This is a genomic window from Aquisalimonas asiatica (assembly GCF_900110585.1).
GTDB classification, from domain to species: Bacteria; Pseudomonadota; Gammaproteobacteria; order Nitrococcales; family Aquisalimonadaceae; genus Aquisalimonas; species Aquisalimonas asiatica.
The window spans coordinates 34,372-59,968 of sequence record NZ_FOEG01000012.1; the positions used below are offsets into that span (position 1 = coordinate 34,372).

Sequence of the window (25,597 nt, forward strand, 5' to 3'; positions counted from 1 at the left end):
ACCGGACCACCGGACCACCGGACCACCGGACCACCGGACCACCGGACCACCGTAGGGTGGACCTTCAGGTCCACCAAACCAACGCCCCTAACGCGGCTCGATGGAGGCCAGGTGGCGCCCCACGGCGATCCACGAGCCGACCAGCCCGAGGCCGATACCCACGGCCCAGACCGCGAGAATGCCCTGGAACCCGAGACCGCTCAGCAGCGGCCCGGTCTGGTAGAGCTCCGCCAGCCGGTTGAGGGGCCCGCTGAGCATCAGCCGGCCGCCTTCGACCAGTATGGTGGCCAGGAGGCCGCCAATGACGCCGTACCACGCCCCCTCGTAAAGAAAGGGCCGGCGGATGAACGCATTGGTGCCACCGATGAGTTTGGTGATCACGATCTCCTCGCGCCGGTTCTCGATGGCGAGGCGGATGGTATTGCCGACCACCATGATCACCGCCAGGCCCAGCAGCCCCGCAACAATCCAGGCGGCGCGGCGCAGCAGCTCCATGATGGCCTGCAGGCGCTGGACCCACTCAAGGTCGAGGCGGGCCCGATCCACGGCGTCATGGTCGCTCAGCTCGTTGGTCAGCGCCTCAAGGCTGGTGGCATCGGTGCCGCGCCGGGGATGGATGACAATCACCGGCGGCAGCGGGTTGTCGTCGAGCATGGCCAGCGCGGCGTCCATGCCGGAGAGCTCCCGGAATTCGGTCAGCGCGTCGTCCGGCGTGACCACTTCCGTGCGCTCGATGCTGTGGCGACCCGCAAGGTCATCGGCCAGCTCGCGGTGGGCGGATTCGCCGATGTCCATCTGCAGAAACAGCGAGATCTGCGCCCCGTCGTCCCAGTCACCGGCGTGCCGCTCGACGTTGTCCAGCAACAGCAGAAAGGCCGCCGGTAGCGCCAGGGCGATGCCGAGGACGCCGGCGGTCATGCCGCTGGCGAGCCGCGTCCGCGCCAGCCGCCCCAGCGCGCCCACGGCGGCACGGGCGTGATCGGCCCCCCAGGCCTGGAGACGACCGATGGGGCCGACGCCCTTGCTGGCGCGGTTACTGCGCTGTTCGCTGCGCTCCGCCATCGCCCTAGCCTCCCCGGCCCGCGCGCCCGCTGTCGGCGGTAAGCTGGCCATCCCCCAGGCTCAGGTAGCGGTGCCCGAGGCGGCGGATGAGATCGAGATCGTGGCTGGCGATGAGTACCGTGACACCGACACGATTGAAGGCCTCGAACAGGCCCATGATCTCCTCGGAGAGCTCCGGGTCCAGGTTACCCGTGGGCTCGTCGGCGAGCAGAATCGGTGGCCGGGTCACCACCGCCCGGGCGATGCCCACGCGCTGCTGCTCCCCGCCGGAGAGCGTGACCGGGTAGGCGGTCTCGCGGTGGAGCAGGCTGACCTTGTCCAGGGCGGCGCGCACGCGCCGGCCGATATCGCGGTGGGGCACGCCGGCGATGACCAGGGGCAGGGCCACGTTGTGGTAGACCGTGCGGTCGTGGAGCAGGCGGTGGTCCTGGAAGATCATGCCCACGCGCCGGCGCAGGTAGGGAATGCGGCGCGAGGACAGGCGGTTCAGGTTGATGCCGTTGATCACGATCTGCCCGCGACTGGGGCGCTCCAGCACCGGGATCAGCTTCAGCAGGGTGCTCTTGCCGGCGCCTGAGTGGCCGGTGAGAAACACCATCTCCCCCCGGTCCACCTGAAACGACAGGCTGCGCAGGGCCTCGTGCCCCCCCGGGTACTGTTTGCTGACGCTATCGAAGAAAATCATGGTCAGCGGCTACTGCACGTCCATGGCATCGCCCAGCAGCGCATCCACGAACTCTTCGGCGTGGAACGGGCGCAGATCGTCGGGGCGCTCGCCCACGCCGATATAGCGGATGGGCAGGCCCAGGCGCTGGGCAATGGCGAAGATCACGCCCCCCTTGGCCGTGCCGTCGAGCTTGGTGAGGATCAGCCCGGAGACGCCCACGGCCTTGTGGAACTGCTCCGCCTGGGAGAGCGCGTTCTGACCGGTACTGGCGTCCAGCACCAGCAGCACCTCGTGGGGCGCAGTTTCGTCCAGCCGCCCGAGCACGCGCCGGACCTTGCGCAGCTCGTCCATGAGGTTGTCCTGGGTGTGCAGGCGCCCGGCGGTGTCGGCGATGAGCACGTCGACCCCGCGGGCCTTGGCCGCCTGCTGGGCGTCGTAGATCACGGACGCGGAATCGGCCCCCGTGTGCTGCGCGATCACGGGAATGCCGGTGCGCTCGCCCCACTGCTGGAGCTGCTCCACGGCCGCTGCGCGGAAGGTGTCTCCGGCGGCCAGTAGTACCGACCGGCCCTCGCCGCGATAGCGGCTGGCGAGCTTGCCGATGGTGGTGGTCTTGCCCACACCGTTGACGCCGACGGTGAGCAGCACGAAGGGCCCGCCCGCGTTCTCCGGCACCAGGGCTTCTTCACAGGGTGCGAGCAGCTCGATCATGTCGGCGCGCAGGGCCTGCATGAGCGCATCCATGTCGCCCAGCTCCTTGCGCCGCACACGCTCGGTCATGCGTTCGATGATCCGCGTGGTCGCCTCGACACCGACATCGGCCATGAGCAGCCGGGTCTCCAGCTCCTCGAGGAGGTCATCGTCGATGGTCTTGCGGCCGAGAAACGCCGTCGCCAGCCCCTCGGTGAGCCCCGAACGGGTCCGGCCCAGCCGCTCCTTCAGCCGCCCGAACAGACCGGGGCGCTGGGCGCCGTCATCCGACGCTTCGGCGGTGGACGGCGTTTCGTCCTGCTTCCCTTTTCTGAACCCGAACATGTCTTTGATGGTCACTCTCTGGTGAGCGGTTTGCGTATCCTAGCACTGTCTGCGCAACCTGCTCAGGGGGAAATCCGGTCGCGACGCGCGGTCACGGCCGGACCATAACAACGCCGCCACAACATACACACGCACCAGAGAGCGACAACTACCATGATGCGATCATGCCTCGCCCTGTTCGCCGGCCTGTTCCTCTCGGCCGGCACGGCAGCCGCCGCCACTCCGGATATCCACAGCTTCGAACTGGACAACGGCATGACGGTTCTCGTCAAGCCGGACGAGCGCGCGCCGGTGGTGATCAACCAGCTCTGGTTCCCGGTGGGCTCAAGCCACGAGCAGCCCGGCACCACGGGCATCGCCCACATGCTCGAGCACATGATGTTCAAGGGCACGGAGACCCGGGAAACCGGCACCTTCTCCCGCACCATCTCCGAGGAAGGCGGCCGGCTCAACGCGTTCACCGGGCGGGATTTCACCGGGTACTACGAGGAACTCGGCGCCGATCGCCTGGAGGTCGCCCTGGAGCTGGGCGCCGACCGCCTGGAGAACATCATCTTCGATCAGGACGAGTTCGAGCGCGAGCTCGAGGTGGTCAAGGAGGAGCGTCGCCTGCGCGTGGACGACAACCCCGTCGGCGTCCTGCACGAGCGCTTCAACGCCGTGGCCTGGCACAGCAGCCCCTACGGCCAGCCCATCATCGGCTGGGAGCGGGACATCGAGCAGTTCACACTGCAGGACGTCGAGGACTGGTACGACCAGTGGTACGGCGTGAACAACGCCATTCTGGTGGTGGTCGGCGACGTGGACCCCGACGACGTCCGCGATCTGGTCGACGAGCACTTCGGCCACATGGAGCCGCGGGACGCCCCGGAGCAGAAGGTGCGCGAAGAGGTGGAGCCCATGGGTGAGCGCCGCCTGACCGTGCACCACGAAAACGCCAATCCCTACCTGATGATGGGCTACCAGGTGCCCTCGCTCGCCACCGCCGAGTCCAGCCGCGACGCCTACGCCCTCAGTGTGCTCTCGCAGGTGCTCGACGGCGGGGAGAGCGCACGCCTGCCCAGCCGCCTGGTGCGCGGCGAGGAAGTGGCGGCGGGGGTCAGCGCCCGCTACAGCAGCATTGCGCGGCTGGATACGCATTTCATGCTGCAGGGCCGGCCCACCGGCGAAACCGATCTGGACGAGGTGGAGGCCGCACTGCGCGAGCAGATCCGCGACGTGCGGGAGGACGGCATCACCGAAGAAGAGCTGGAGCGGGCAAAGGTGCAGTTGCGCGCCGACTACGTCTATCGCCTGGACTCCCTGTCCGGCCAGGCGATGGAGATCGGCCTGTTCGAGACCACGGGCATCGGGCATGAGGCCATGCGCGACTTCGATTCGGAGCTGGACGCGGTGACCAGGGAGGACGTCCACGACGTGGCCAAGCGCTACCTGATTGACGACCGCCTGACCGTCGGCCACCTGAAGCCGGAGAACGGCGATGAACCCTCGCTGCCGGGCGGCATGCCCGGCGCGGCCCCCTCCGACGACACAACCGGATACTGAGGAGCGATCATGCGCAGCCTTTCCACGCACTTCCGCAACCTCCTGGGCACAGCGATGACGCTGGGCGCCCTGGCGCTGGCAGCTCCCGCCCACGCCGCGCTGGACATCCAGCACTGGACCTCCGATGACGGCCTGGATGTCTACTTCGTGCAGAGCGAAACCCTGCCGATGGTGGACGTGCGGCTTACCTTCGACGCCGGCTCCGCGCGCGACGGCGATCACCCCGGGCTGGCCAGCCTCACCAGCAACCTGCTGAGCGAAGGGGCCGGCGGCCTGGATGCCGGCGAGATCGCCCGCCGGTTCGAGGACCAGGGCGCGCGGTTCTCCACCACCAGCGGGCGCGATTCCGCGAGTATCAGCCTGCGCTCGCTCAACGAACCCGACACCATGAGTGCCGCCGTCGAGGCGCTCACCATGGTCGTCCGCGAGCCGGACTTCCCCGAGGCCGCCGTGGATCGGGAGCGCCGGCGCATGCTGGTCAGCCTGCGCAACAGCCGCAACGATCCGGGTTCCATCGCCCGGGAGGCGTTCTGGGAGGCGCTGTATGGCGACCACCCCTACGCCAGCAACCCCGGCGGCACCGAAGAGAGCCTCGAGGCCCTTGACCGGGACGCCGTGCGCGACTTCTTCGACCGCTACTACGTCGCGGAGACCGCCTCCCTGGCGATCGTCGGCGATATCAGCCGCGCCGAGGCGGAAGCCATCGCGGACCACCTGGGTGGCAGCCTCCGGGAAGGCGAGCGCCCGGATCCGATCCCCGAACCCGAGCCCACCGACAAGGCCGGGGAGACCATCCACATCCCGTTCAGCACCAATCAGAGCCACGTCCTGCAGGGGCAGATCGGCTACCCACGAGGCGATGACGACCACTTCCCGCTGTACGTGGGCAATCACGTTCTCGGTGGCAGCGGGCTGGTAAGCCGGCTGGCGGAGGAGATGCGCGAAGAGCGCGGCCTGTCCTACAGCGTCGGCAGCCGGTTCCAGCCCATGACCCGCTCCGGGCCGTTCTTCGTGAACACCCAGATCAGGGCCGACCGGACCGAAGAGGCGCTGGAGGTGCTCGACACCACGGTCCGGTCGCTGCGTGACGACGGCCCCGGGGAAGACGAGCTGCGACGGGCCATCCGTAACATCACCGGCAGCTTCCCCCTGCAGCTCGACAGCAATCGCGGCATCCTCGGCTACGTCGCCGTCATCGGCTTCCACGACCTGCCGCTGGATTACCTGGACACCTTCCAGGACAACGTCGAAGCCGTCTCCGCCGACGACGTGCGCGACGCGATGCAGCGCCGGCTCGACCCGGACCAGTTCACGACGGTGATCGTCGGCCCGCAGGACGAGCACGGCGAGGAGCCCGAGGAGGACTGACGCCGGCACCGGGGCGTGGCATTCGTCACCGGCTGGCGGTACATTGCGTGCCCATGGCAAGGCGTGCACGCAATGAACTCCGCATCATCGGCGGCGAGTGGCGCGGCCGGCGGCTGCGTTTCGCCGGGGGTGCAGGCCTGCGCCCCACGGCGGACCGCAACCGGGAGACCCTGTTCAACTGGCTGCAGCCCCTGCTGCCCGGCAGCCGCTGCCTGGACGTGTTCGCCGGCAGCGGCGCGCTGGGTTTCGAGGCGGCATCCCGGGGTGCCGCGGAGGTGGTGCTGGTGGAGCGGGACCGACGGGCGCTCGCCGCACTACGGGAGAATATCCGGTTGCTGGCCGCCGCTGATCAGGTCAGCGTCCATGGTGGGGACGCCCTGACGCTGCTTGCGGGCGGGGCGCCGCGCCCCTTCGATGTCATCTTCCTGGACCCCCCGTTCCGGGAATCTCTTCTGGAGCCCGCGTGTCAGGCGCTTGCGGAGAGCGGGTGGTGTCACGGGGACACGCGCATCTACATGGAACATGCCCGACAACAGGCCCCGGCGCTGCCTGCGCATTGGCAGGTCCTGCGGGAGCGCACGGCCGGAGACGTGCACTTCCTGCTCCTGCAGGCGACCGGGAATTGATCCCGGGCGCGGCGGATGGTTTGATGAGAGGCCGTTTTTCGGCGACCCAGCATCCAGGACAAAAGGCGAGCGCATGACCACTACAGCCATCTATCCGGGGACCTTCGACCCCATCACCAACGGTCATATCGACCTGGTGGAACGGGGGGCGAAGCTGTTCGACCGCCTGATCATCGGCGTCGCCGCGTTTCCCAGCCCCAGCAAGAAACCCGCATTCTCCAATCAGGAGCGGCTGGATCTGGCGCGGATCGCCCTGGGCCATGTCCCGAACATCGAGGTCAAGGCGTTCGACACGCTGCTTGCACATTTTGTCGCCGCCGAGAACGCGCAGGTCATCCTGCGCGGCCTGCGCGCTGTGTCGGACTTCGAGTACGAGTTCCAGCTGGCGAGCATGAACCGCCAGCTGATCCAGGACGTGGAAACGGTCTTTCTGACCCCCGCCGAGCAGTATGCCTACATCTCCTCCAGCCTGGTGCGGGAAGTGGCCGCGCTCGGCGGCGATATCGAGAAATTCGTGCACCCCGAAGTTGCCGAAGCCCTGAGCGCCCGGCTGCGGCGCTGAACCGAACACACCAGGAGACGACTGCATGGTACGCGCCAGACTGGCCGGGATCATTGCTGCTGCGGCACTGCTATTCACGACATCACAGGCATTCGCCGACGGACCGCCCGGAGCGGCGGTGGCAACGGCGCACCCCCTCGCGACGGACGCCGCCGTGGAGATCCTCGACCAGGGCGGTAACGCCTTTGACGCGGCGGTCGCCGCCACCGCGGCACTGGCCGTGGTCGAACCCTACGGCTCCGGGATCGGCGGCGGCGGTTTCTGGCTCCTGCACCGGGAAGCGGACGACTTCCAGACCATGGTGGACGGGCGTGAAACCGCCCCCGGCCAGGCAACACGGGACATGTACCTGGACGAATCCGGCGAGGTCCGCGGACGCGACTCCCTGGACGGCCCCCTGGCCGCCGGCATCCCGGGCACGCCGGCTGCGCTGGTGCACATCACCGACGAGTACGGCGAGCTGGACCTGGCCACCAACCTTGAACCCGCCATCCGCTACGCCCGCGACGGCTTCGAGGTGGGTGAGCACTACCGGCGCATGATCCGGTTCCGCCTGGACGCCGTGCGCGACTCCCCCGCCGCTGCGGCCGTGCTGCTGGATGACGGCGAGGTCCCCGAGGAAGGCCACACCATCGTCCAGACCGACCTGGCGCTGACGCTGGAGCGGCTTGCCCGCGACGGCCTGGATGGCTTCTACCGGGGTGACGTGGCGGAACGCCTGGTGCGGGGAACCAACGAGGCCGGCGGCATCTGGAGCATGGACGACCTGGCGGACTACGCCGTGGTCGAGCGCGAGCCCGTGCAGGGCACCTACCAGGGGCTGCGTATCACGTCGGCCGCGCCCCCGTCCGCCGGTGGCATCAGCCTCATGACCATGCTGAACATCCTCTCCCAGCACGAGCTGCGCAATAAGCCGGAAGCCGAGCGCATCCACCTCAAGGTCGAAGCGATGCGCCGGGCCTACCGCGACCGGCAGCTGTTCCTCGGCGACCCGGATTTCGTCGACATCCCGATTGAACGGCTGACCAGCATGGCGCACGCGGAGGCGATCGGTGCCGATGTGGAGCTGGACCGGGCCACGCCCAGCGAGGACCTGCCCGAACCGGAGCGCGAAGGGGAGGACACCACGCACTTCTCCATCATTGACCGCGACGGCAACCGGGTCGGTGCCACCCTGTCGATCAACTACCCGTTCGGGTCCGGCTTCATGCCGCCGGGGTCGGGCGTGCTGCTGAACAACGAGATGGACGATTTCGCCAGCCAGCCCGGCAAACCCAACGCCTACGGCCTCGTCGGCGGCGAAGCAAACGCCATCGAGCCGGGCAAACGCCCGCTGTCGAGCATGACACCGACCTTCGTGGAATCGGATGACCGCGTCGCGGTCATCGGCAGCCCCGGCGGCAGCCGCATCATCACCCAGGTGCTGCTCGGGGTGATCAGCTTCTCCGACCACCTGGAGCCGGAGCAGTGGGTCGCCCGCCCCCGCTTCCACCACCAGTACCTGCCCGACAAGATCGAGCACGAACCGGGCGCCATTTCCGTGCAGACCCGCCGCGCGCTGACCGCCAAGGGCCACACCGTGAGGCCCATGCTGCGCCGCTACGGGGACATGCAGGTCGCGTTCTGGAACCGCGGCGACGGCGTCATGGATGCAGTCAGCGACCCGCGCGGCGGCGGTGAAGGGCGCGTGACGGACGAGTAATCTGGCGCCGCGTCAGGCGAAGGTGTCGATGTGACCGTCGCCACGACGGTCACCGTCCCCCTCCTCACCGGGTGCATCCGACGGCGCATCGTCATCCACCACGTCGCCACGTGACAACGATTTCCGTGTAGCGCGGTTCCGGTCTTCAATGGCCTCACGGCCCGGAGTCCGGTCCCGGGGCACGACGCCGTCATCCGCATAGCGCACAGGCTGCTGCACCTGCCCCACCTGGCGCGGAGGCGAAAGATTCGGCCCACGCGGGTAGTAAACGTAAACATCCAGCATAATGAAGCACCTGGCCGCTTGATTACCGCCAGTATAGACCGTCGCAGGCGACGGGCGAAATCGCGCACCCCGCCTCCGGCCACTGCCTAATGGAGTCACCGATGCCACATCGAACCCTGCTTAAACCGCTGGTCCTGCTGCTGATCGTGCTGTGGCCCGTTGCCGGGGTGACCAAGTCGCCGGAGGCCGTCATCGAGGAAACGTTCCGGGAGTCACTCAACACCCTCCTCGAGAATCACGAGGCCATTGCCGAGGACCCGTCGATCGGCGAATCCCTCATTGACGAGGTGCTCTCCCCCCGGGTCCATTTCGAACTCATGAGCCGGCTGATCCTTGGTCGGCACTGGCGGGACGCGGATGACGAACAGCGCGAGCGTTTCATCGCCGCCTTCCAGGAGAACGTCATCCGTACCTACTCGCGAATGCTCGCAGACAACATCGACGAGGCTCTGGACATGGTGGAGGGGCGCCGGGCGGACGACATCCTGCGCATCGACCGGGTCTCGGATCCGGATCAGCATGGCCGCGTCACCGTGCGAACGACGCTGCGCTTCGACGGCACGTCCGTGCCGGTCCAGTACCGAATGATCGAAACCGAATCCCGCGGCTGGCTCGCCTACGACGTGGTGATCGAGAACATCAGTTTTGTCACCAATTACCGACAGGAGTACGGGAGCGCCATCCGACGAGACGGTGTCGAAGGGCTGATCACCCGGCTCGAGGAACGCAACGAACGCCGCCGGTAACCACACATGCGCGCAGCCGTCACAGTGACCCTCGCCACCCTTCTGCTCGCGGGGTGCGGCACCACGCCGCCGGACCGCACCGACAACCTGTGCCATATCTTCGATCAGCACCCGCGCTGGTACGATCACGCGAGGGCGTCGGAGAAAGAGTGGGGAACGCCCATCGCCACCCAGATGGCGTTCATCCGCCAGGAGTCGTCGTTCCGGCACGATGCCCGCCCGCCACGCACCCGGCTGCTGGGATTCATCCCCTGGCGGCGCCCCAGCACCGCCTACGGCTTCGCCCAGGCCCAGAACCCGGTATGGGGCGAGTACCAGGACGAACGGGGCACGCTGTTCTCACGGCGCACGAACATGAAACACGCCCTCGATTTCGTCGGCTGGTACAACCAGAACACCCACGACCGGCTCGGTATCAGCAAGAACAACCCCCGCCAGCTCTACCTGGCCTACCACGAGGGCCATGCCGGTTACCGCCGGCGGAACTGGGAACACAACAACACCCTCGACCGTGCGGCCAATCGCGTGGAGCGCACGGCGATTCAGTACGACCAGCAGCTGCAGACCTGCGAAGAGCGCTTCCAGTGCCGGCGGTTCTGGGAGGTCGGCCCGTTCTGCGACCCGTAACCGGATACACCACCGAACGGCACCCGACCCCACCCCCACAAACTACGGACAAAAAAAACCCCCGTCGTGAGACGGGGGCAAGGTTCACGCGTCAGGGTGGGCAGACGCGCTGCCTGGTGACCAACGGTGATGGGTGCGCGGGACACCGAAGGTCACAAAGTCGTCGTGGTAGCAGGGCATACACTGAGGCGGGCCACGACGACCAGGCGATGGCATCAATATGGTTAGCACATCCCGTGCCAGATCGTGAAAGGCCCTGAAAACAACCACTTACAAGAAGGGAGCTGGAAGAGCGCGGCCCGGGGTGTCAAGAATTGGCAACACATTTCCGGGCCGTATCGGTAAGAGTTTGTTTTTATTGTTTATTTTTCTGTCTCTGTTTGGAGACATGTCGACTCGACTGACAGACAACCTGCCACCGTGCTCAGTCGAAATCGGGCTGCGTGCTGCGCTGAGCGATCTGGAGGCGTTGCAGATACCGCTGCAGCAGTGTGCTGCCATTGGTCGAGAGGTTGCGGAAAGCCAGCCCGACGCGCCGCCCCACCGTGCCGTCGCGGAACATGTGCCGCGAGATGTTGCGCACTTCCAGGTCCATGACCAGCGGGCTGCTCCCGGGGATCTCCACTTCGCAGTTACTGAAGACGTCGCGCAGACTCAGCGACAGATCCATTGAAGCATCAATGATGCCAATCCCGCCAAGGCTGAGGTCCATGGCGCGGAACGTATACGTCTCGCCATCATCCGTCGGAATCCGGCAGGTCACCGGCTTGGCCACTGCGGTAGGCACGCGGAAGTACTCCCGGCGCTGGAGGCGGTAGAGGCTGTCCGGCAGCGGCGCCCGGAAGACGGTGCCGTCCTTGCTTTCCTTCTCCCGCACCGTGTTGACCCGGAACCGCACGCTGACGTTGTTCTCACGCGCCATGCAGACCAGTGAGCCGGCCGCCAGGGCGCGCCGGTTCACGTCGGGCTCCGGGCCCGGATCCAGGTCCAGTTCGCCCCGGTCCGGATCCACGCGGACCACCGCCGTATTGATGCTCTCCCGCCCCTGATTGAAATAGGCCGTGATGAGTTCCGGCCGGCGCGCGAGCTGACGCAGTACAGCGACAATGTCCGGCTGGTGCGTGAGCGTGAACCGGTCGCCGTCCTCAGGTGCGCTGCCCTCTTCAACCATTACCTCTGCCCCCTTTCTCATGATGCATCCCGCTCTCTGGTGTCTGGCACGCGTCGATGGCGCATCCGGCGCTCCCCTGGCCCTTTATCGTCCGCAGACGCAGAACCTATACTTGAAGGACCAGTTTACGCGCTTTGCGGCGTGTATTCTGGTGGCTGGAACAATACGTTTCCGTGAAGTCTGCCCGGCAATGATAAACGAACCAGACGAGACAACAGGAGAGGGCATGCACACTTACACACCCGCAAGACTCGCTCAGCGTGGACTGAGTACGCTCGCGCTCGCGGCACTCGTCAGCGGCGTCGGCCTCCAGGCCGCGCTCGCCGATAGCGCCCGCTACGAGATCTGGGCGCTGGATCAGGGCACCCACAAGGCGCACATCTACGACCAGGATCTCAAGGAAGTGGCGCGCATCAACTTCGGCGCCCACGGCATGGAAGTGCCGCACATGATCGATTTCAGTTCCGATTACCGGTATGCGGCCGTCGCCAACGTGGCCACCGGCAACATCGCCGTGATCCGAACTGAAGACTACCGCGTTGTGGACATTATCGAAACCGGCCCCCGCACCCACATGGCCGGCTTCCTGCCCGACGACAGCGCCATCCTCGTCGACGTCATCGGTTCACCGGATGTGGAACGGGACGGCAAGGTGGTCGAGGTGTCCTCCGACCTGGACAACGAGTCCTTCGCCATCGAGCGGGAGCTGGTCATCGCCGATGATCCGGCCTTCCAGGAGCGCGAGGGCGAGTTCAACGACGTCGCCGCCATCTGCCACGACACCACGGCCGACGGCTCACGGGCGTTCATCACCCTGGGGCCGGACCTGGACAACGGCGGCCTGGTGGTGATGGACACGGAGAGCATGACCCTGGACGCCGTCTTCTCGCCGAACGAGCTGCAGGTCAACTGCGGCACCATGCTCACGCCGGACGAACAGCACATGATCGTCAACGGTGGCGGCGAGGCCACCGGGCTCTGGTATGCACTGGATGTGGACACGCTGGAGGTGGCCACCTCGAACGTGAGCCAGGGGATCGACGCCCACGGCGTGCGCAACGTCCCCAACGGAGACGCCATCTGGATGGTCAACCGGGCCAGTTCCGACGGCGTCGTGATCGATGCGGAGACGCTGGAGATCCGCGACACCATTCCGGATACGGGTGAGACCCCGGACATCCTGGACTTCTCCCCCGACTCCCGTTACGCATTCATCACCCTGCGTGGTCCCAATCCGGTGTCCATGCCGCACATCGCCGAGGGCTCGACACCGGGGTTCTCCATCCTGGACGTGGAGACGCTCGAGATCGTCGACATCATCCAGCCCGCCGAGGGTGACGAGTCCAGCGATTTCCACGGCATCGGCGTACGGGTCATGGACTGATCACGCCATTGTGACGCGGGGTGCCGCCCCTGGCGGCACCCCGTGCCGAATCCCCCCAACCACCAAGTGAGGACATGGGCCGCTACCGTCCGCCACAGAAACGCAAGTCCCCCTACATCACCCGGGAGGGCTGGCGCGCTCTGGAACGGGAACTCAACTGGCTCTGGCGGGTGCGGCGCCCGGAAGTGACCCAGGCTGTGCAGGAAGCCGCGGCCATGGGCGACCGCTCGGAGAACGCCGAGTACATCTACGGCAAGAAGCAGCTCCGCGAGATCGACCGCCGCGTACGCTATCTCAGCAAACGCCTGGACGAGCTCCAGGTGGTGCAGGCGACGCCAGCCGACCCGTCACGGGTGCACTTCGGCGCGTGGATCACTCTTGAGAATGACGACGGCGAGCGCATCCGCTACCGCATTGTCGGCCCGGATGAATTCAATGCCGAGGCAGGCTACATCAGCGTTGACGCGCCGGTGGCACGCGCGGTACTGGGGAAGACCGTCGACGACGAGGTCACCGTCCCGTTGCCGGGCGGCGAAGCGCATTACGTCATTATCGACGTGCAGTATTCGCAATGACCAGGCCCGGGCCACGATACGGCCCGGGCCCTGGAGGCAGTGCGCTTACTCGCGGCGGAAGTCGCCCGATGCCCGCTCTTCGGGCTGGAAGCGCGACGGCTCGTAGTTGCTGGACGCCGGCTGGTTCGCCGCGTCCGTGCTGAACCCGCCGCCACCGCTGGTGGTCTGCGCTTCCGGCTGCACGTCCTGGTTCTGGTACGTCCCCCAGGCCATGTAACCACGTGCGTTGGCGGTCACCGGATCGCTGACCATCACGCTCTGGGGAACCTGCGGGCGCAGGTAACGCTCCAGCACGTGGGCACCACCACCGGTGAGCAGCACGGCGTCGTACTCGGTGAGCTGCCACAGGGACTGCAGCTCCACCATCAGCTTGGTGGCCACTTCACCGAGGATCTGGTCACGCAGATCGGTGATGTCCACCCGGCGACCGGAGACGTTCACTTCGCCGTCGATCACGGCCTGGTCCAGGGTGTACGGCTCGCGTTCCAGGCCGTACTGCGTGGCCAGGGAGGCGGCGAGCGTGTCGTAGCCCGTGGAGATACCGAGCGGTACGGTGCGGCTCCACGCCGGCGCATACTCGCCTTCCACGATGGTGGCAAAGTCCGTGGTGCGGAAGCCCACGTCGATGATACCGACACGGCCGCGCAGAAGATTGGAGTCGCCGCGCAGCTGTCCGCGGCTGTCCAGCACTTCCGACCAGAACGTGCCCAGAGGCTGCGGGACCACTTCCACCTGATCGAGGCGGATACTCAGGTCCTGCCGGTTACGGCCGACGTGGCGCGTGACCGTATGGTCGCCGCGCAGCTGGGAGACCAGGTCCTCGGCCAGGTGCATGCGCCCCGGCGGCAGGCCGGTGACCACTTGGAAGTCGTTCATGGACTCCCGGCAGAACATGCTCAGCGCACCCAGGAACAGGATGCGCAGGTCATCGCCTTCCGCCCGTGTCGCGGAGAGGCCGCGGTGGGCGATGCGTGAATGGCGGATGGCCAGGTCCCCAAGAAAGAAACTCTTGCCACCCACGGTGATCCGCAGATCGCTGGTCGGATCCGGTTTCTGGAAGCCCAGAGACATGGGTCCTCCGCCGCCGGCATGGCCAACCACACTGGGGAAACGGACTCCATCACGGCCATCGTTGGCCTTGATGAACCCGTAACCCATATCGAGTCCAATTACACGTTCCACAGCGTCACCCCCGATTGTCTGCTTCCGATTGGCCTGCTGCTCGATTCAGCGACGTTGTCGCGTTGGACGAACCGTTACAGGCCCCGGCTCTCCGATCGTAAACGCCAATTGGCGTTATCGCCACCGCCGTTCGCCCTGGGCAACCCAGTCACGCCCCTGACGCGGATCCTCCCGATCCTGGGCGCGGCCCGCATCCGCCGCTTCATCACCGGCGCCCGGCTGCCGCTCGTCCTCGAAAGCCGGGCCGATATCCGGCTCGCCCGCCGTATCGGCATCCGCAACCGGACTGCCAACCTCGGGCTCGGGCGTCGGCTTGATGTCCACGGCCGGCTCGGGCTCCGCTTCCTTTGCCGGCTCCGGCTCCGGAACCACCACGCCGGCCTGTTCGGTGGGCTCACCACCGCTGGCGGTGGACTGCTTCCAGTGGCTCAGTGCCGCCACCGCTTCTTCGTCCGTGGACCGGCTCTCGCCCAGGAACTGGCCGCCGGGTTCAATAACGAAGGCACGGCTTGAGACCTCGCCCAGCACCTTGCCCTGCTCGACAATCTCCAGGCTGTCGCACTCGATACGGCCACGGGCGAACCCGCTGACCACCATGCGATGGGCCTGAATGTCACCCTCGAAGCTGCCATCCGCACCGATGGAGACATCATGCTCCGAGCGGATATTGCCCTCGATACGGCCATCAATGTGCAGGTTGCCTTCCGGTTTCAGCTCCCCGACAAGGGTTGTCCCGGTGGCAATGATTGTCGTCCCGCCGCCGCGGCGTCGTGTCTCTTTGCCGCTCTTGCCGAAAAGCCCCATGGCGCGATGGCTCCTCACTCGTTGCTGTTCTCAAGCGCTCGCGTCGACGATCGCATCCGATTATCCAGACTCGTCAGCCTACGCTTATCGTCCGGTCGGGAATGTGGCATGGATCACAGCGGCCCGGGTTACTGGGCCAATCATTCCCGGTTTGCGACACATGCACCCCTAATCACCACATCAACGCTGACAGGCGGGACAGTAACAGGTGCTCCGCTGACCGACCCGCATCAACCGTAACATCGTGCCGCAGACGGGGCACGAAGCGCCCGCCCGCCCATAGACCGCCAGCGACTGCCGGAAGTAGCCGGGGCTGCCGCCGCTGCCGACGAAATCGCGCAGGGTGGTGCCACCGGCCTCGATGGCATCGCCAAGCACGGCGCGAATGGCTTCTGCGAGCCGGTCGTACCGGGCCCGCCCGACGCGCCCAGCGGCCCGCGCAGGGTGAATCCCGGCGCGGAACAGCGCCTCCGCCGCGTAGATGTTGCCCACACCCACCACGGTTGCCGCATCCATGATGAACGCTTTCACCGCCTGCCGACGCCCCCGGGCGCGGGCGTGCAGCCAGGCTCCCGTGAAGGCATCACCAAGCGGCTCCGGCCCGAGCCGGGCAAGCAGCGGGTGGGCCTCGCCGTCCCCCGGCGCCAGATGCAGGCTGCCGAACCGGCGCGGATCCACATAGCGCAGGACCTGGCCGGACTCCAGCAGCACGTCCACGTGGGCGTGCGCCTCGGGCGGGGTGCCCGCCTCCACGACCCGCAGGCTTCCGGACATGCCCAGATGCAGAATCAACGTATCCGGCTGCGTGCGAAAGAGCAGATACTTCGCGCGGCGATCGACACCGCCGACCCGCCGCCCCCGCAGGCGCTCCGGCAGATCGGCGGCCACCGGCCAGCGCAGCCGGGCGTCACGCACGATCACATCAGTGATGGTATGGCCGGCCACGTGCGGCTCGACGCCGCGGCGGGTGGTTTCAACCTCGGGCAGTTCCGGCATCGGCCTACTCCTGACCGTCCAGGAGGAAGCCGCGCACATGCTCCGGCAGCACGTAGGCGACACGGGAATCCATGTCCACCAGGCGGATCTCGCCCGACTCTTCCGTGGCGACGAACCGCCGCTCTCCGCCCTGGTCGAGGCGCAGGCGCACGTCCGGGGCATCGGCGTCCGGCGGGTCGTCCAGTGGCCGCGCCACCAGGGCTTCAGCCTCGCTCCAGGCGGCGGCCAGTTCGGCAAACGCGTCGACGTCCAGCTCGCCGCGCTCCACCTCCCAGCCGTCGTCAGTGAGATGCCCCGCCAGTGCATCCGTTGCCAGCGCGGTGACGGTGGCGTCGCGTGGCAGCAGGTGACGGTCGAGGAAATTCCACCACGGCCCGTCCAGCAGCGGCATAAGCCCGTCCGGGATCAGGTGCACCTGGTCCTCAACCAGGGCGTACCGCAGGTCATCCATCGGTTCGGTGTCGCCGAGACCAATGCCTGTGCCATTGAATGCAATCTTGATCTGCGGCGGAATGAGCCCGAGCTCACGGGCATCCACATCATCCAGACCGTAACGGCGCTCACTGGGCGCGCGGCTCAGCTCCAGCAGCTGCTTGACGTGGAATTCGCTGGCCGGGGCCTCGACCGGCTCCGTGATCATCCAGCGCCCGTCGCTGCGTTCCATGCTCAGGGTCTCGCCGTCGGCGTCCTGAATGCGGACCACGCGAACCTCCCCGGGCGTCACCCCGGTGAGTCGCGGGGTCTCGTCGCCGCGCTCGAGGTCCAGCCAGGCGACCGCAGCCAGCAGCCCGGCCAGGGCCACCACTGCGAGATTGATCAGCAGACGCCGCCGCATCACCGCGCTCCGCCTAGCCCCGCACCCGGCGCCACCAGGCCCAGCCGGCACCGACCAGCCAGAGCCCCGGCAGCACCAGCAGCAGGCCGATACCGATGGCGATGGTTTGCGTGCGGGTCAGCTCCAGGGTCTGGTCGGGCGCGGCCCGCCCGGGCATCGCACCGGCGCCACTGCCGTCGGTGAGCCAGTCCACCAGCTGCATGCCGAGCTGCAGATTGTCGCCATTGCCCACGTAGGCGTTGGAGAGGAAATCCGCGTCGCCTACCACGGCTACGCGCTGTTCCGCATCATCAGGGCCGGTCCGGCTCAGGGTCAGCGCCACATTCAAGGGCCCGCGCCGCTCGCCGGCCGCGGCGTCGAATGACGGATTGTCCGGATCCTGGAGCTCGATCCAGTGCCGCTCCTCGCTGCGCAGCAACTGACCGACCTGCCAGCGCTCGTGGGCGGTGTCGTCCAGCTCCAGGGCGCGGGCGCCCACGAACAGCGCCATGCCGTCCAGGCGGTCGAGCGCCGGGTGCCGGGGATAATCGGCGAGCAGCAGCAGCCGCGGGTCGTCCACACCCAGCAGGGCCTCGGCCTGGGGCTCGATGATAACCCCGGGCAGGATTGCGATGCCGAGGGCGTCCGCGAGGAAGTCCAGCCGCTCGCGGTCGTCTTCGTCCACCAGCCACAGCAGGTTGCCGCCGGCGTCCACCCAGTCCGTCACCGCGTCGCGCAGGGGTGGTGCCCAGTCACTGCGGGGCCCCGCCACCACCAGCAGCGAGGCATCGTCCGGTACGTCGTCACCGGCTTCGAGCGGCGCCAGGTCGTGGCCGCGCTCGTCCAGGTAACCGCCGAAACTGCCCAGGTCGTGATTGGCGTCGCCGGCAAGGTCGCGCTCGCCGTGCCCTGACGGATAGACCACGGGCCGCCCGTGCGCATGGGCGAGGCGGCCAATGGCCGCGCTCAACCGCTGCTCACTGGGCGCGGCAACCTGCTCCTGGCGCCCCTGGTACTCGACCACCATCTCGCCCTGTCCTTCGACACCGAACTGGCGCACCAACTGCGGCCTCGCATCGGGGTTGATGGCCCGGAACCGCAGCTCCGGATGGTGGCGCTGATAGCGCTCGACCAGGCGTTCGATGTGACCGGCCAGGAAGTCGTCCGGGCGCACGAAGGCAACCACCTCGAGCGGTTCATCCAGCCCCTCCAGCAACTCCACGCTGCTGTCCGACAACTCGCCACTGCCGGTGGTGGACCACTCCACGGCGACGGTGTAGCGCGTGCTCAGCCAGGCTGCGAGGGCAAGCACGGCGAGAAAGCCGATGCCCATGACGACGCTGTTGAGGCGCAACCAGCGCCGCGTTCGACGATCAATCCGCATGTGTCAGTCCCTGTTCATGTTCCATCACGGCGACGGGATCAGCCCGCATGCAGCCGCAGGCCATCCAGGCGTTTGATGGTGAAACCGAGAAAGCCGGTGACAAGCAGCAGGAAGTAGATCACGTCGGTGGACACGATCCGCCCCTGCACGAGCGTCTCGTAATGCGGCAGCAGCGCCACGTAGCGCGTCACCGCATCGCCCGTGTCCAGCGCCGCATCCAGCCCCACCAGCGCCAGGACCATGCCGGCGGTGAGCGCCACGGCCACGGCGGGCTGCACGGTGAGACTGGAGGCAAACAGGGCAACACCGGCAAACACGGCGCTGAGCAGCGCCAGGGCGAGGCCGGCCGCGGCAAGGCGACCGAGATCCAGCTCCGTCCCCGCGAGAAGCGTGAGCGGCATGGCGACCCAGCTGAGCACCACCAGCAGCAGAAACGCGACGGCGGCCAGGTACTTGCCCAGCACCAGCTCGGTCACGGCGAGAGGCGATGCGTACAGCAGATGCAGGCCGCCCCCCCGGCGCTCCTCCGCAATCAGGCGCATGGCAAGCAGCGCGGCGGCGAGAAGAAGCAGCCCCAGGATGACCACACTGCCGAAGAACGGCATCAGCACCAGATCCGTGACGCCCATGGGGCTGTTGGTGCGCACCAGCATGGGCTGGTAAGTGCTCTGGAACTGCTCCACCAGCGACAGAAACCACCAGGCCGCGACCACCTGGCAGACGGCCAGCAGAACCCACGGCAACGGCGAGCAGAACAGCAGCCGCAGCTCGCGTACGGCAATGCGCAGGACCATCATGCCGCCTCCTCCCCGCCGCCCCGGGTCAACTCCAGGAACACCTGCTCCAGCGTGCGCTGTTCGCGCCGCAGCTCACGCAATCGCCACCCGCGCGCCACGGACGCAGCCACAAGCCCGTCCAGGGCGCTGGCGTCGTCGAGCTCCAGCAGCACGCCGTCGCCGGCGACATCGACGCTGCTGACGCCCCTGATCGCCGTCAGCAACGACAGATCCGGTGGCTCCGCGAACCGCGCCACGAACCGCAGCGGCCCCGGCACATCACCACTGGCCGGCCCGGAGTGAATGACGCGCCCTTCGTGGAGAATGGTCACGCGGTCGGAGACGGCCTGGACTTCCGCAAGAATATGACTGGAGAAGATCACTCCATGGTCCTGCCGCAGCTCCTGGATCAGCGCACGAATGGCCTGCACCTGGCGGGGATCCAGGCCAACGGTCGGCTCGTCGAGCACGATCAGCGGCGGGTCGTGGACGATGGCCTGAGCGATACCCACCCGCTGCTGATAGCCCTTGGAGAGGTTGCGGATGACGCGATCGGCCACCTCCTCCAGACCACAGCGCTCCAGGGCTGAATCGGCCGCCGCGGTGCAGGCGGCGCGCGTGGGGATGCGCCGCAGTCGCGCGGCCCAGCGCAGATAGCCCCGCACCGTGGCATCGGGCTGTAGCGGCGGCACTTCCGGAAGGTAGCCCAGGTGGCGCTTGGCCGCCCGTGGCGACTCCAGCAGATCGACACCCGCGACGCGGATGCCGCCCGCACTCGGCGCGAGCACGCCGCAAATCATCTCCAGGGTGGTGGACTTGCCGGCTCCGTTCAGCCCCAGAAGGCCAAGCACCTCGCCCCGCTCCAGGGTCAGGTCAACACCCGCAACCGCTGTGCGCTGACCGAAACGCCGCTCCAGTGCGGTGGCGACGAGCAATGGATCGCTGCTCATGCTGCTCCGTCCTTAAGAATCGATGCCCCGTGCGACGACACTCAGCCCGGATACTGGTGCCGAAAGGCGTCCCGTGACCAGGCGATGGCATCCAGGTACGCCTGAATGATCTGAGCCGCGGGATAGCCGCTGAGTTCCAGCCAGTCCCAGTCCCCGGCCTCGTAGTGCAGGACGCAGTCAAGCACCTTGCCGCCGCTACCCTTGCGACGCAACAGCGCATCGCGCACTTCACGGCTGAGCGGGAGCGCCTTCAGCACGTCCTTGAGCGGCGCGTCGAGCACCACGTCGAGCCCGGAGAACAGCCCGATGGTGAAGTAGGTATCGCCGTCGCCATGGTGGAACTGCGTTCCCAGCAGTTCGCACATGCGCGCCCGTACGGTCAGCATGGAGATAAGCTCCGGCGGCCGATCATCCATGGCCGAAATGGCCATCAGCGATGCCCAGCGCCGCATTTCCCGGGTGCCGAGATACAGCACGGCCTGGCGGATGGAGTCCATGGGGCGCTGGAGCTGGTAGTAGGCGGAGTTCATGTAGCGCAGCAGACGGTAGCTCAAGCCCACATCCGTGGCGATGATGCGCTCCAGATCGGCGACATCGAGCTGTTCCCGCTGGATGGCCGCAAGCAGCCGTACCGTCGGCAGCCGGTGCACCGGCACGGACGACCCCCGCACCGTGCGCGGCCGACTGAGAAAATACCCCTGGAAGTAGTGAAAGCCGAGCTCCAGACACTCCTGAAAGCGCTGGCGGCTCTCGATCTTCTCGGCAAGCACCCGCAGCCCCGGACGCGCGACTGTCTCGATCAGCGCCGCGAGCTCCTCCCGCGAGCGCCCCTCCACCTCAAGCTTGACGATGTCCGCGTGATCAAGGAGCGGCAGCGTCTCGGGTGAGGGCACGAAATCATCCAGGCACAGCGTAAAGCCGGCTGCCCGAAGCGCGTCCATCGCCTCCAGCACCTCCGGTTCGGCGGTGACGCTCTCCAGCAGCTCCAGCACGATGCGCCGCGCCGGCAGGGTGCGCTCCCGCGCTTCGCGGACAAGGAAGTCGCGGCTGACGTTCACCAGCGCGGGATACCGCCCCACGACCTCTTCCAGGCCGATGACCGTGAACGTATTGAGCAGGACACGGCTGGTGGCGAGGTCGTCGTCCATGACGTCGGCACGTTGTTCGCCTTCCGCCGCCCGAAACAGGAGCTCATAGCCGTAAAGGCGCAGATCACGGGTGAAGACCGGCTGGCGGGCGACGAAGACGGTGCTCATGGGCGCGGGAGTCTCCTCCCGGCCCGGGCAGCCGAACGGCGGTGCGATACCTGGCTCATGTTGTTGATTCTGCTCAACCGGCCGCTTCCGTCTGTAGATCAGTAAGCGACCCTAACACTAGTGGGCGCAGTTCTCAGCTCAAACCCTCACGATACTAACCTTCTCAGGGGGTTAGTAATCGCGAACCACAAATGCACAACGGGCCCGCACTCCGGGGGAATGCGGGCCCGTTTCTGTCAGGAGGCGTCCGGCGAACCGGATTACTTGATCTTCGCTTCCTTGTACATCACGTGCTTGCGTACCACCGGGTCGTACTTCTTCATTTCCAGTTTCCCGGGGGTGTTCCGCTTGTTCTTGTCGGTCGTGTAGAAGTGACCGGTTCCGGCACTGGAGACCATCCGAATCTTGTCGCGCATACCGACCTCCTCAGACCTTTTCGCCGCGCGAGCGCAGCTCGGAGAGCACCGTGTCGATGCCCTTCTTGTCGATGGTCCGCAGACCCTTCGTCGAGACCCGCAGCCGCACCCAGCGCTGCTCGCTTTCCACCCAGAACCGATGGTACTGGAGGTTCGGCATGAACCGACGGCGGGTCTTGTTGTTCGCGTGGGACACGTTGTTCCCAACGGCCGGGCGCTTGCCCGTGACCTGACATACCTTGGACATGGTGTCCGCCTCCTGAATTCGTTCGTGCCGTCCTCGGGGACGGAGAGCCGCGTTTTATACCAGCAACGCCGCCGCCAATCAAGGCATCCGTTACAGACCGGACCGCTCCCATGGCCCCTTGAAAGCCGGGAGAACGCCCCTATGTCTAAGCCAGTGATGGGCCATTCAGGCGCCGAATCAATCATTTGATATTCCCGCGGAGCCGGCGCGAACCGGCTCTCCGGGGTCGCGTGGAAGGTGATACGGGGCGTATGGAGTACAAGGACTACTACAAGACGCTGGGCGTTGAACGGGATGCCAGCCAGGCCGACATCAAGAAGGCCTACCGGCGTCTTGCGCGCAAGTATCATCCGGACGTGAGCGAGGAAAAGGACGCCGAGGCCCGCTTCAAGGAGATCAGCGAAGCGTACGAAGTGCTCGGCGACAAGGACAAGCGCGCCACCTACGATCAGCTCGGCAGCGGCTGGCACCAGGGCGATGACTTCCGGCCGCCGCCCGGCTGGGACTTTGGCGGTGGCCGCGCCGGCAACGGCGGTTTCGGTGGCGCAGACTCCGCCTTCAGCGATTTCTTCGAGTCGATCTTCGGCGGCGGCGACCCCTTCGCCGGGGGCGGCTTCCGCGGCACCCGGGGGTATCAGGCCCGGGGTGGTGGCTTCCGCGCACGGGGCGAAGACCAGCACGCCAAGATCACCATCACGCTGGAGGACGCCTATCACGGTGCGTCACGCAATCTGAACCTGCAGACGCGCCACGCTGACGGACGCGTGGAACCGCGACAGGTCCGGGTGAAGATCCCCGCGGGTATCACCCACGGCCGGCAGATCCGGCTCAGCGGACAGGGCCAGCCCGGCATGGGTGGCGGCGAGCGTGGCGATCTCTACCTGGAGGTCAACATCGCACCCCATCGGCAGTACCGGGTGGACGGCAAGGACGTGGAGCTGGACCTGCCGGTGACTCCCTGGGAGGCCGCCTTGGGCGCCAAGCTGCAGGTGCCGACCCTGGGCGGCTGGATCGACATGAAGATTCCGGCGGGATCGAGCAGCGGCAAGCGCTTCCGCCTCAAGGGGCGTGGCCTCCCGGGCAAGCCGCCGGGTGACCAGTACGTGGTCCTCAGCATTGTTGCGCCGAAACCGGAGACGGACGCGGCGCGGGAACTCTACGAGCGGATGCGCGAGGAAATGCCGGTGAATCCGCGCGAGAAGCTGTCGGTGTCATGACATTCTGGTGAACAGGGCGTGCGCGGTTGGTGCGGCCGCCGCGCACGGGGTGCCCGAGATCGGGCCGCACCAACGTGAGAACACAACCGATGAACGCACTGCGGTGGCTCGCCGCTTCGATGCTGTTGACTGCAACAACCTGGACCTGGGCACAACTCCCCGCCGCGGTGGACGGCGAGCCCCTGCCCTCTCTCGCCCCCATGCTTGAGGAGACCACGCCGGCCGTGGTCAATATCGCGACCACCGGCCGGGCCCTGGTGGCGGAGAACCCGCTACTGCAGGACCCCTTCTTCCGCCGTTTCTTCGACCTTCCCCCGGAGCAGCCACGGGAGCGCCGCACCCAGAGCCTGGGCTCCGGCGTCATCGTGGACGCAGAGGCCGGCTACATCCTCACCAACCACCACGTCATCCGCCGCGCCGACCAGATCAAGGTCACCCTGGCTGATGGCCGCGAGCTGGCAGCCACGGTGGTCGGCAGCGATTCCGAGACGGACGTGGCCGTGATCCAGGTGCCGGCGGACAACCTGCAGGCGCTGACCCTCGCCGACTCCGATAACCTCCGCGTGGGCGACTTCGTGGTCGCCATCGGTAATCCGTTCGGCCTGGGGCAGACGGTGACCTCCGGCATCGTCAGTGCGCTGGGACGCTCGGGGCTGCGGCTCACCAGCTATCAGGATTTCATCCAGACCGATGCATCCATCAACCCCGGCAACTCCGGCGGTGCCCTGGTCAACCTGCGTGGTGAACTGGTGGGCGTCAACACGGCCATTCTCAGCCCCGCCGGCGGCAACGTGGGCATCGGCTTCGCGATCCCCACCAACATGGCCCGCTCGGTCATGGAGCAGCTCATCGACCACGGCGAGGTGCAGCGCGGGCGTCTGGGCGTGAACGCACAGGACCTGACACCGGACCTGGCCGACGCCTTCGGCCTGAGCCAGCGCTCCGGGGTAGTGGTGACCCAGATCGAGAGCGGCTCGGCGGCCGCGGACGCGGGGCTCGAGACCGGCGATATCATTCTGGCGGTGAATGGCCGCTCGGTGCAGCAGGTGAGCGACCTGCGCAACGCCATCGGCCTGTTGCGCGTGGGCGAGACGGTGACCCTGCGTATCCGCCGCGACGGCGAAGTGCAGGAGCTGGCGGTGCGCATCGCCGAGCCGGAGCTCGCGACCCTGGCTGGCGAACGCATCAGCGAGCGGCTCGGCGGCGCGCAGTTCAGCGTCAGCGAGCAGCGGGTGGGGCGCGAGAGCCAGCAGCGGGTGGTGATCCAGTCCGTGGAGCCGGGCAGCCCGGCACAGCGGGCAGGGCTGCGCGATGGCGACGTCATCCTCTCGGTGAACCGGCAGGCGGTGAGCACGCTGGCGGAGTTCCGTGACCGGGCGCGCGGGCAACGGGAGTTGCTGCTGCATGTGCAGCGCGGGAGTGGGGCGTTGTTCCTGGTGTTGCGGTGACCGGGAGGTTTTCGGCTGGCCTGGGTTGGTGGACCTGAAGGTCCACCCTACGGCGTAAGGCCGACCGGGCGCATCAGCTCAACGGCTGGGGTGGCGTAGGTTGGTGGACCTGAAGGTCCACCCTACGGGGTACGGCGCCTCCGTGCCCCGGTTCACGCCCCCCGGGTCCGTGCATCGGGGGTCATGTGCCGGGGGTCATCCCTCCGGAATCTCGCGTAGGGTGGACCTTCAGGTCCACCACCCACCCGTTCGGATGCGCCGGCTCAACGGCTGAAACGCACGGGGAGCTCGAATTCGTGGCGCTCACCCGGCAGGTCATCCGGCACGGCCGGCAGCGGTGAGGCGCGACGCAGGAGGTCTTCCACTTCGCTGTCCAGCAGGTCGTGGCCGGAGGACTCGATAATCTCGTACTCCTGCACGGAGCCATCCCGGTTGACCACGAACCGCACGACCACCTGCCCCTCCTGACGGCGCATCTGCGCCTGGCGGGGGTAATTCTTGCGGCGGTCGAGGTAGGTGCGTAGCTCGTCGCCGTAGGAGGCGATGGCATCGGGATCGCCCTGGATGGCCGACTGATCCTCGGTTTCGTCGGCTTCGAGCTCGGCCTCCTCAAGCCCTTCCGGCACCTCCTCGGGTTCCGGTTCAGGCTCCGGTTCAGGCTCCGGTTCAGGCTCCGGTTCAGGCTCCGGTTCGGGCTCCGGTTCGGGCTCCGGTTCGGGCTCCGGTTCGGGCTCCGGTTCGGGCTCCGGTTC

Annotated in this window: 27 protein-coding genes; 11 read left to right on the forward strand and 16 right to left on the reverse strand. The window is 67.2% G+C overall.

Annotation, left to right across the window (positions count from 1 at the left end; genetic code table 11):
• Window positions 1-87 precede the first annotated feature (87 nt).
• Genes ftsX through ftsY form a run of 3 tightly spaced genes read right to left on the reverse strand, consistent with a single transcriptional unit; the run spans window position 88 to window position 2,764 of the window.
• Complete coding sequence (gene ftsX / locus BMZ02_RS16945; protein WP_091646025.1) at window positions 88-1,062, reverse strand: permease-like cell division protein FtsX; 975 nt, start codon at window positions 1,060-1,062, stop codon at window positions 88-90.
• Between the two features lie 4 nt (window positions 1,063-1,066).
• Complete coding sequence (gene ftsE, locus BMZ02_RS16950) at window positions 1,067-1,747, reverse strand: cell division ATP-binding protein FtsE (RefSeq protein WP_091646027.1); 681 nt, start codon at window positions 1,745-1,747, stop codon at window positions 1,067-1,069.
• A 9-nt stretch (window positions 1,748-1,756) separates the two neighbouring features.
• Complete coding sequence (gene ftsY, locus BMZ02_RS16955) at window positions 1,757-2,764, reverse strand: signal recognition particle-docking protein FtsY (protein ID WP_091646132.1); 1,008 nt, start codon at window positions 2,762-2,764, stop codon at window positions 1,757-1,759.
• A 153-nt stretch (window positions 2,765-2,917) separates the two neighbouring features.
• Between ftsY and BMZ02_RS16960 the strand changes: the two genes are divergently transcribed.
• The 5 genes from BMZ02_RS16960 (at window position 2,918) to ggt (ending at window position 8,567) form a co-directional block, all read left to right on the forward strand.
• On the forward strand, window positions 2,918-4,309 hold the full coding sequence (locus BMZ02_RS16960; protein ID WP_245754063.1) for a M16 family metallopeptidase: 1,392 nt from the start codon (window positions 2,918-2,920) through the stop codon (window positions 4,307-4,309).
• A 9-nt stretch (window positions 4,310-4,318) separates the two neighbouring features.
• Complete coding sequence (locus tag BMZ02_RS16965) at window positions 4,319-5,677, forward strand: M16 family metallopeptidase (protein ID WP_245754064.1); 1,359 nt, start codon at window positions 4,319-4,321, stop codon at window positions 5,675-5,677.
• A 53-nt stretch (window positions 5,678-5,730) separates the two neighbouring features.
• The gene (rsmD, locus tag BMZ02_RS16970) at window positions 5,731-6,303 is read left to right on the forward strand and encodes a 16S rRNA (guanine(966)-N(2))-methyltransferase RsmD (protein ID WP_091646029.1); all 573 of its coding nucleotides are present in this window, start codon (window positions 5,731-5,733) and stop codon (window positions 6,301-6,303) included.
• Window positions 6,304-6,376: 73 nt separating this feature from the next.
• Window positions 6,377-6,865, forward strand: a complete 489-nt coding sequence (coaD, locus tag BMZ02_RS16975) for a pantetheine-phosphate adenylyltransferase (RefSeq protein ID WP_091646031.1) — start codon at window positions 6,377-6,379, stop codon at window positions 6,863-6,865.
• Between the two features lie 25 nt (window positions 6,866-6,890).
• On the forward strand, window positions 6,891-8,567 hold the full coding sequence (gene ggt, locus BMZ02_RS16980) for a gamma-glutamyltransferase (protein WP_091646033.1): 1,677 nt from the start codon (window positions 6,891-6,893) through the stop codon (window positions 8,565-8,567).
• Between the two features lie 12 nt (window positions 8,568-8,579).
• On the opposite strand, the gene BMZ02_RS16985 is transcribed toward ggt, so the two are convergent.
• Complete coding sequence (locus BMZ02_RS16985; protein WP_139209252.1) at window positions 8,580-8,786, reverse strand: hypothetical protein; 207 nt, start codon at window positions 8,784-8,786, stop codon at window positions 8,580-8,582.
• A gap of 167 nt (window positions 8,787-8,953) precedes the next feature.
• On the opposite strand from BMZ02_RS16985, the gene BMZ02_RS16990 reads away from it, so the two are divergent.
• A complete protein-coding gene (locus BMZ02_RS16990; RefSeq protein WP_171909970.1) occupies window positions 8,954-9,598 on the forward strand; it encodes an MlaC/ttg2D family ABC transporter substrate-binding protein in 645 nt (214 codons plus the stop codon).
• A 6-nt stretch (window positions 9,599-9,604) separates the two neighbouring features.
• A complete protein-coding gene (locus tag BMZ02_RS16995) occupies window positions 9,605-10,225 on the forward strand; it encodes a transglycosylase SLT domain-containing protein (protein WP_091646037.1) in 621 nt (206 codons plus the stop codon).
• Between the two features lie 424 nt (window positions 10,226-10,649).
• Here the strand turns inward: BMZ02_RS16995 and BMZ02_RS17000 are convergent, their stop codons facing one another.
• Complete coding sequence (locus tag BMZ02_RS17000) at window positions 10,650-11,417, reverse strand: flagellar brake protein (protein ID WP_091646039.1); 768 nt, start codon at window positions 11,415-11,417, stop codon at window positions 10,650-10,652.
• A 205-nt stretch (window positions 11,418-11,622) separates the two neighbouring features.
• Between BMZ02_RS17000 and BMZ02_RS17005 the strand changes: the two genes are divergently transcribed.
• The gene (locus tag BMZ02_RS17005; protein ID WP_091646040.1) at window positions 11,623-12,780 is read left to right on the forward strand and encodes a YncE family protein; all 1,158 of its coding nucleotides are present in this window, start codon (window positions 11,623-11,625) and stop codon (window positions 12,778-12,780) included.
• Between the two features lie 74 nt (window positions 12,781-12,854).
• Window positions 12,855-13,355: a transcription elongation factor GreB gene (gene greB / locus BMZ02_RS17010; RefSeq protein WP_091646042.1), complete on the forward strand. Its 501-nt coding sequence runs from the start codon at window positions 12,855-12,857 to the stop codon at window positions 13,353-13,355.
• A 45-nt stretch (window positions 13,356-13,400) separates the two neighbouring features.
• On the opposite strand, the gene BMZ02_RS17015 is transcribed toward greB, so the two are convergent.
• The 10 genes from BMZ02_RS17015 to rpmB all read right to left on the reverse strand — a co-directional run bounded on the left by BMZ02_RS17015 (window position 13,401) and on the right by rpmB (window position 22,180).
• Window positions 13,401-14,513 (reverse strand): ParM/StbA family protein, encoded by a 1,113-nt coding sequence (locus tag BMZ02_RS17015; protein WP_091646043.1) that lies wholly within the window; start codon window positions 14,511-14,513, stop codon window positions 13,401-13,403.
• A 138-nt stretch (window positions 14,514-14,651) separates the two neighbouring features.
• Complete coding sequence (locus BMZ02_RS17020) at window positions 14,652-15,341, reverse strand: bactofilin family protein (RefSeq protein ID WP_091646046.1); 690 nt, start codon at window positions 15,339-15,341, stop codon at window positions 14,652-14,654.
• Window positions 15,342-15,521: 180 nt separating this feature from the next.
• The gene (gene mutM / locus BMZ02_RS17025) at window positions 15,522-16,337 is read right to left on the reverse strand and encodes a bifunctional DNA-formamidopyrimidine glycosylase/DNA-(apurinic or apyrimidinic site) lyase (protein ID WP_091646048.1); all 816 of its coding nucleotides are present in this window, start codon (window positions 16,335-16,337) and stop codon (window positions 15,522-15,524) included.
• A 4-nt stretch (window positions 16,338-16,341) separates the two neighbouring features.
• Window positions 16,342-17,172, reverse strand: coding sequence for a hypothetical protein (locus tag BMZ02_RS17030; protein ID WP_091646049.1), 831 nt, complete (start codon window positions 17,170-17,172; stop codon window positions 16,342-16,344).
• A gap of 13 nt (window positions 17,173-17,185) precedes the next feature.
• Window positions 17,186-18,535 carry a GldG family protein gene (locus BMZ02_RS17035; protein ID WP_091646051.1) on the reverse strand — a complete coding sequence of 450 codons (1,350 nt, stop codon included), beginning with the start codon at window positions 18,533-18,535 and terminating at the stop codon, window positions 17,186-17,188.
• 38 nt (window positions 18,536-18,573) lie between these two features.
• A complete protein-coding gene (locus BMZ02_RS17040; RefSeq protein ID WP_091646052.1) occupies window positions 18,574-19,332 on the reverse strand; it encodes an ABC transporter permease subunit in 759 nt (252 codons plus the stop codon).
• A complete protein-coding gene (locus BMZ02_RS17045) occupies window positions 19,329-20,261 on the reverse strand; it encodes an ABC transporter ATP-binding protein (protein ID WP_091646054.1) in 933 nt (310 codons plus the stop codon). The genes BMZ02_RS17040 and BMZ02_RS17045 overlap by 4 nt, the downstream gene beginning before the upstream one ends.
• 41 nt (window positions 20,262-20,302) lie before the next feature.
• On the reverse strand, window positions 20,303-21,517 hold the full coding sequence (locus BMZ02_RS17050) for an EAL and HDOD domain-containing protein (protein WP_091646055.1): 1,215 nt from the start codon (window positions 21,515-21,517) through the stop codon (window positions 20,303-20,305).
• Window positions 21,518-21,777: 260 nt separating this feature from the next.
• Window positions 21,778-21,933, reverse strand: a complete 156-nt coding sequence (gene rpmG / locus BMZ02_RS17055; protein ID WP_091646057.1) for a 50S ribosomal protein L33 — start codon at window positions 21,931-21,933, stop codon at window positions 21,778-21,780.
• Window positions 21,934-21,943: 10 nt separating this feature from the next.
• Window positions 21,944-22,180, reverse strand: coding sequence for a 50S ribosomal protein L28 (gene rpmB, locus BMZ02_RS17060; protein ID WP_091646059.1), 237 nt, complete (start codon window positions 22,178-22,180; stop codon window positions 21,944-21,946).
• A 251-nt stretch (window positions 22,181-22,431) separates the two neighbouring features.
• On the opposite strand from rpmB, the gene BMZ02_RS17065 reads away from it, so the two are divergent.
• Complete coding sequence (locus BMZ02_RS17065; protein ID WP_091646060.1) at window positions 22,432-23,397, forward strand: DnaJ C-terminal domain-containing protein; 966 nt, start codon at window positions 22,432-22,434, stop codon at window positions 23,395-23,397.
• Between the two features lie 89 nt (window positions 23,398-23,486).
• The gene (locus BMZ02_RS17070) at window positions 23,487-24,845 is read left to right on the forward strand and encodes a DegQ family serine endoprotease (protein WP_091646062.1); all 1,359 of its coding nucleotides are present in this window, start codon (window positions 23,487-23,489) and stop codon (window positions 24,843-24,845) included.
• 263 nt (window positions 24,846-25,108) lie between these two features.
• Here BMZ02_RS17070 and BMZ02_RS19250 read toward each other — a convergent pair.
• The coding region (locus tag BMZ02_RS19250) for an energy transducer TonB (protein ID WP_245754065.1) at window positions 25,109-25,597 on the reverse strand (489 nt) is incomplete at its 5' end.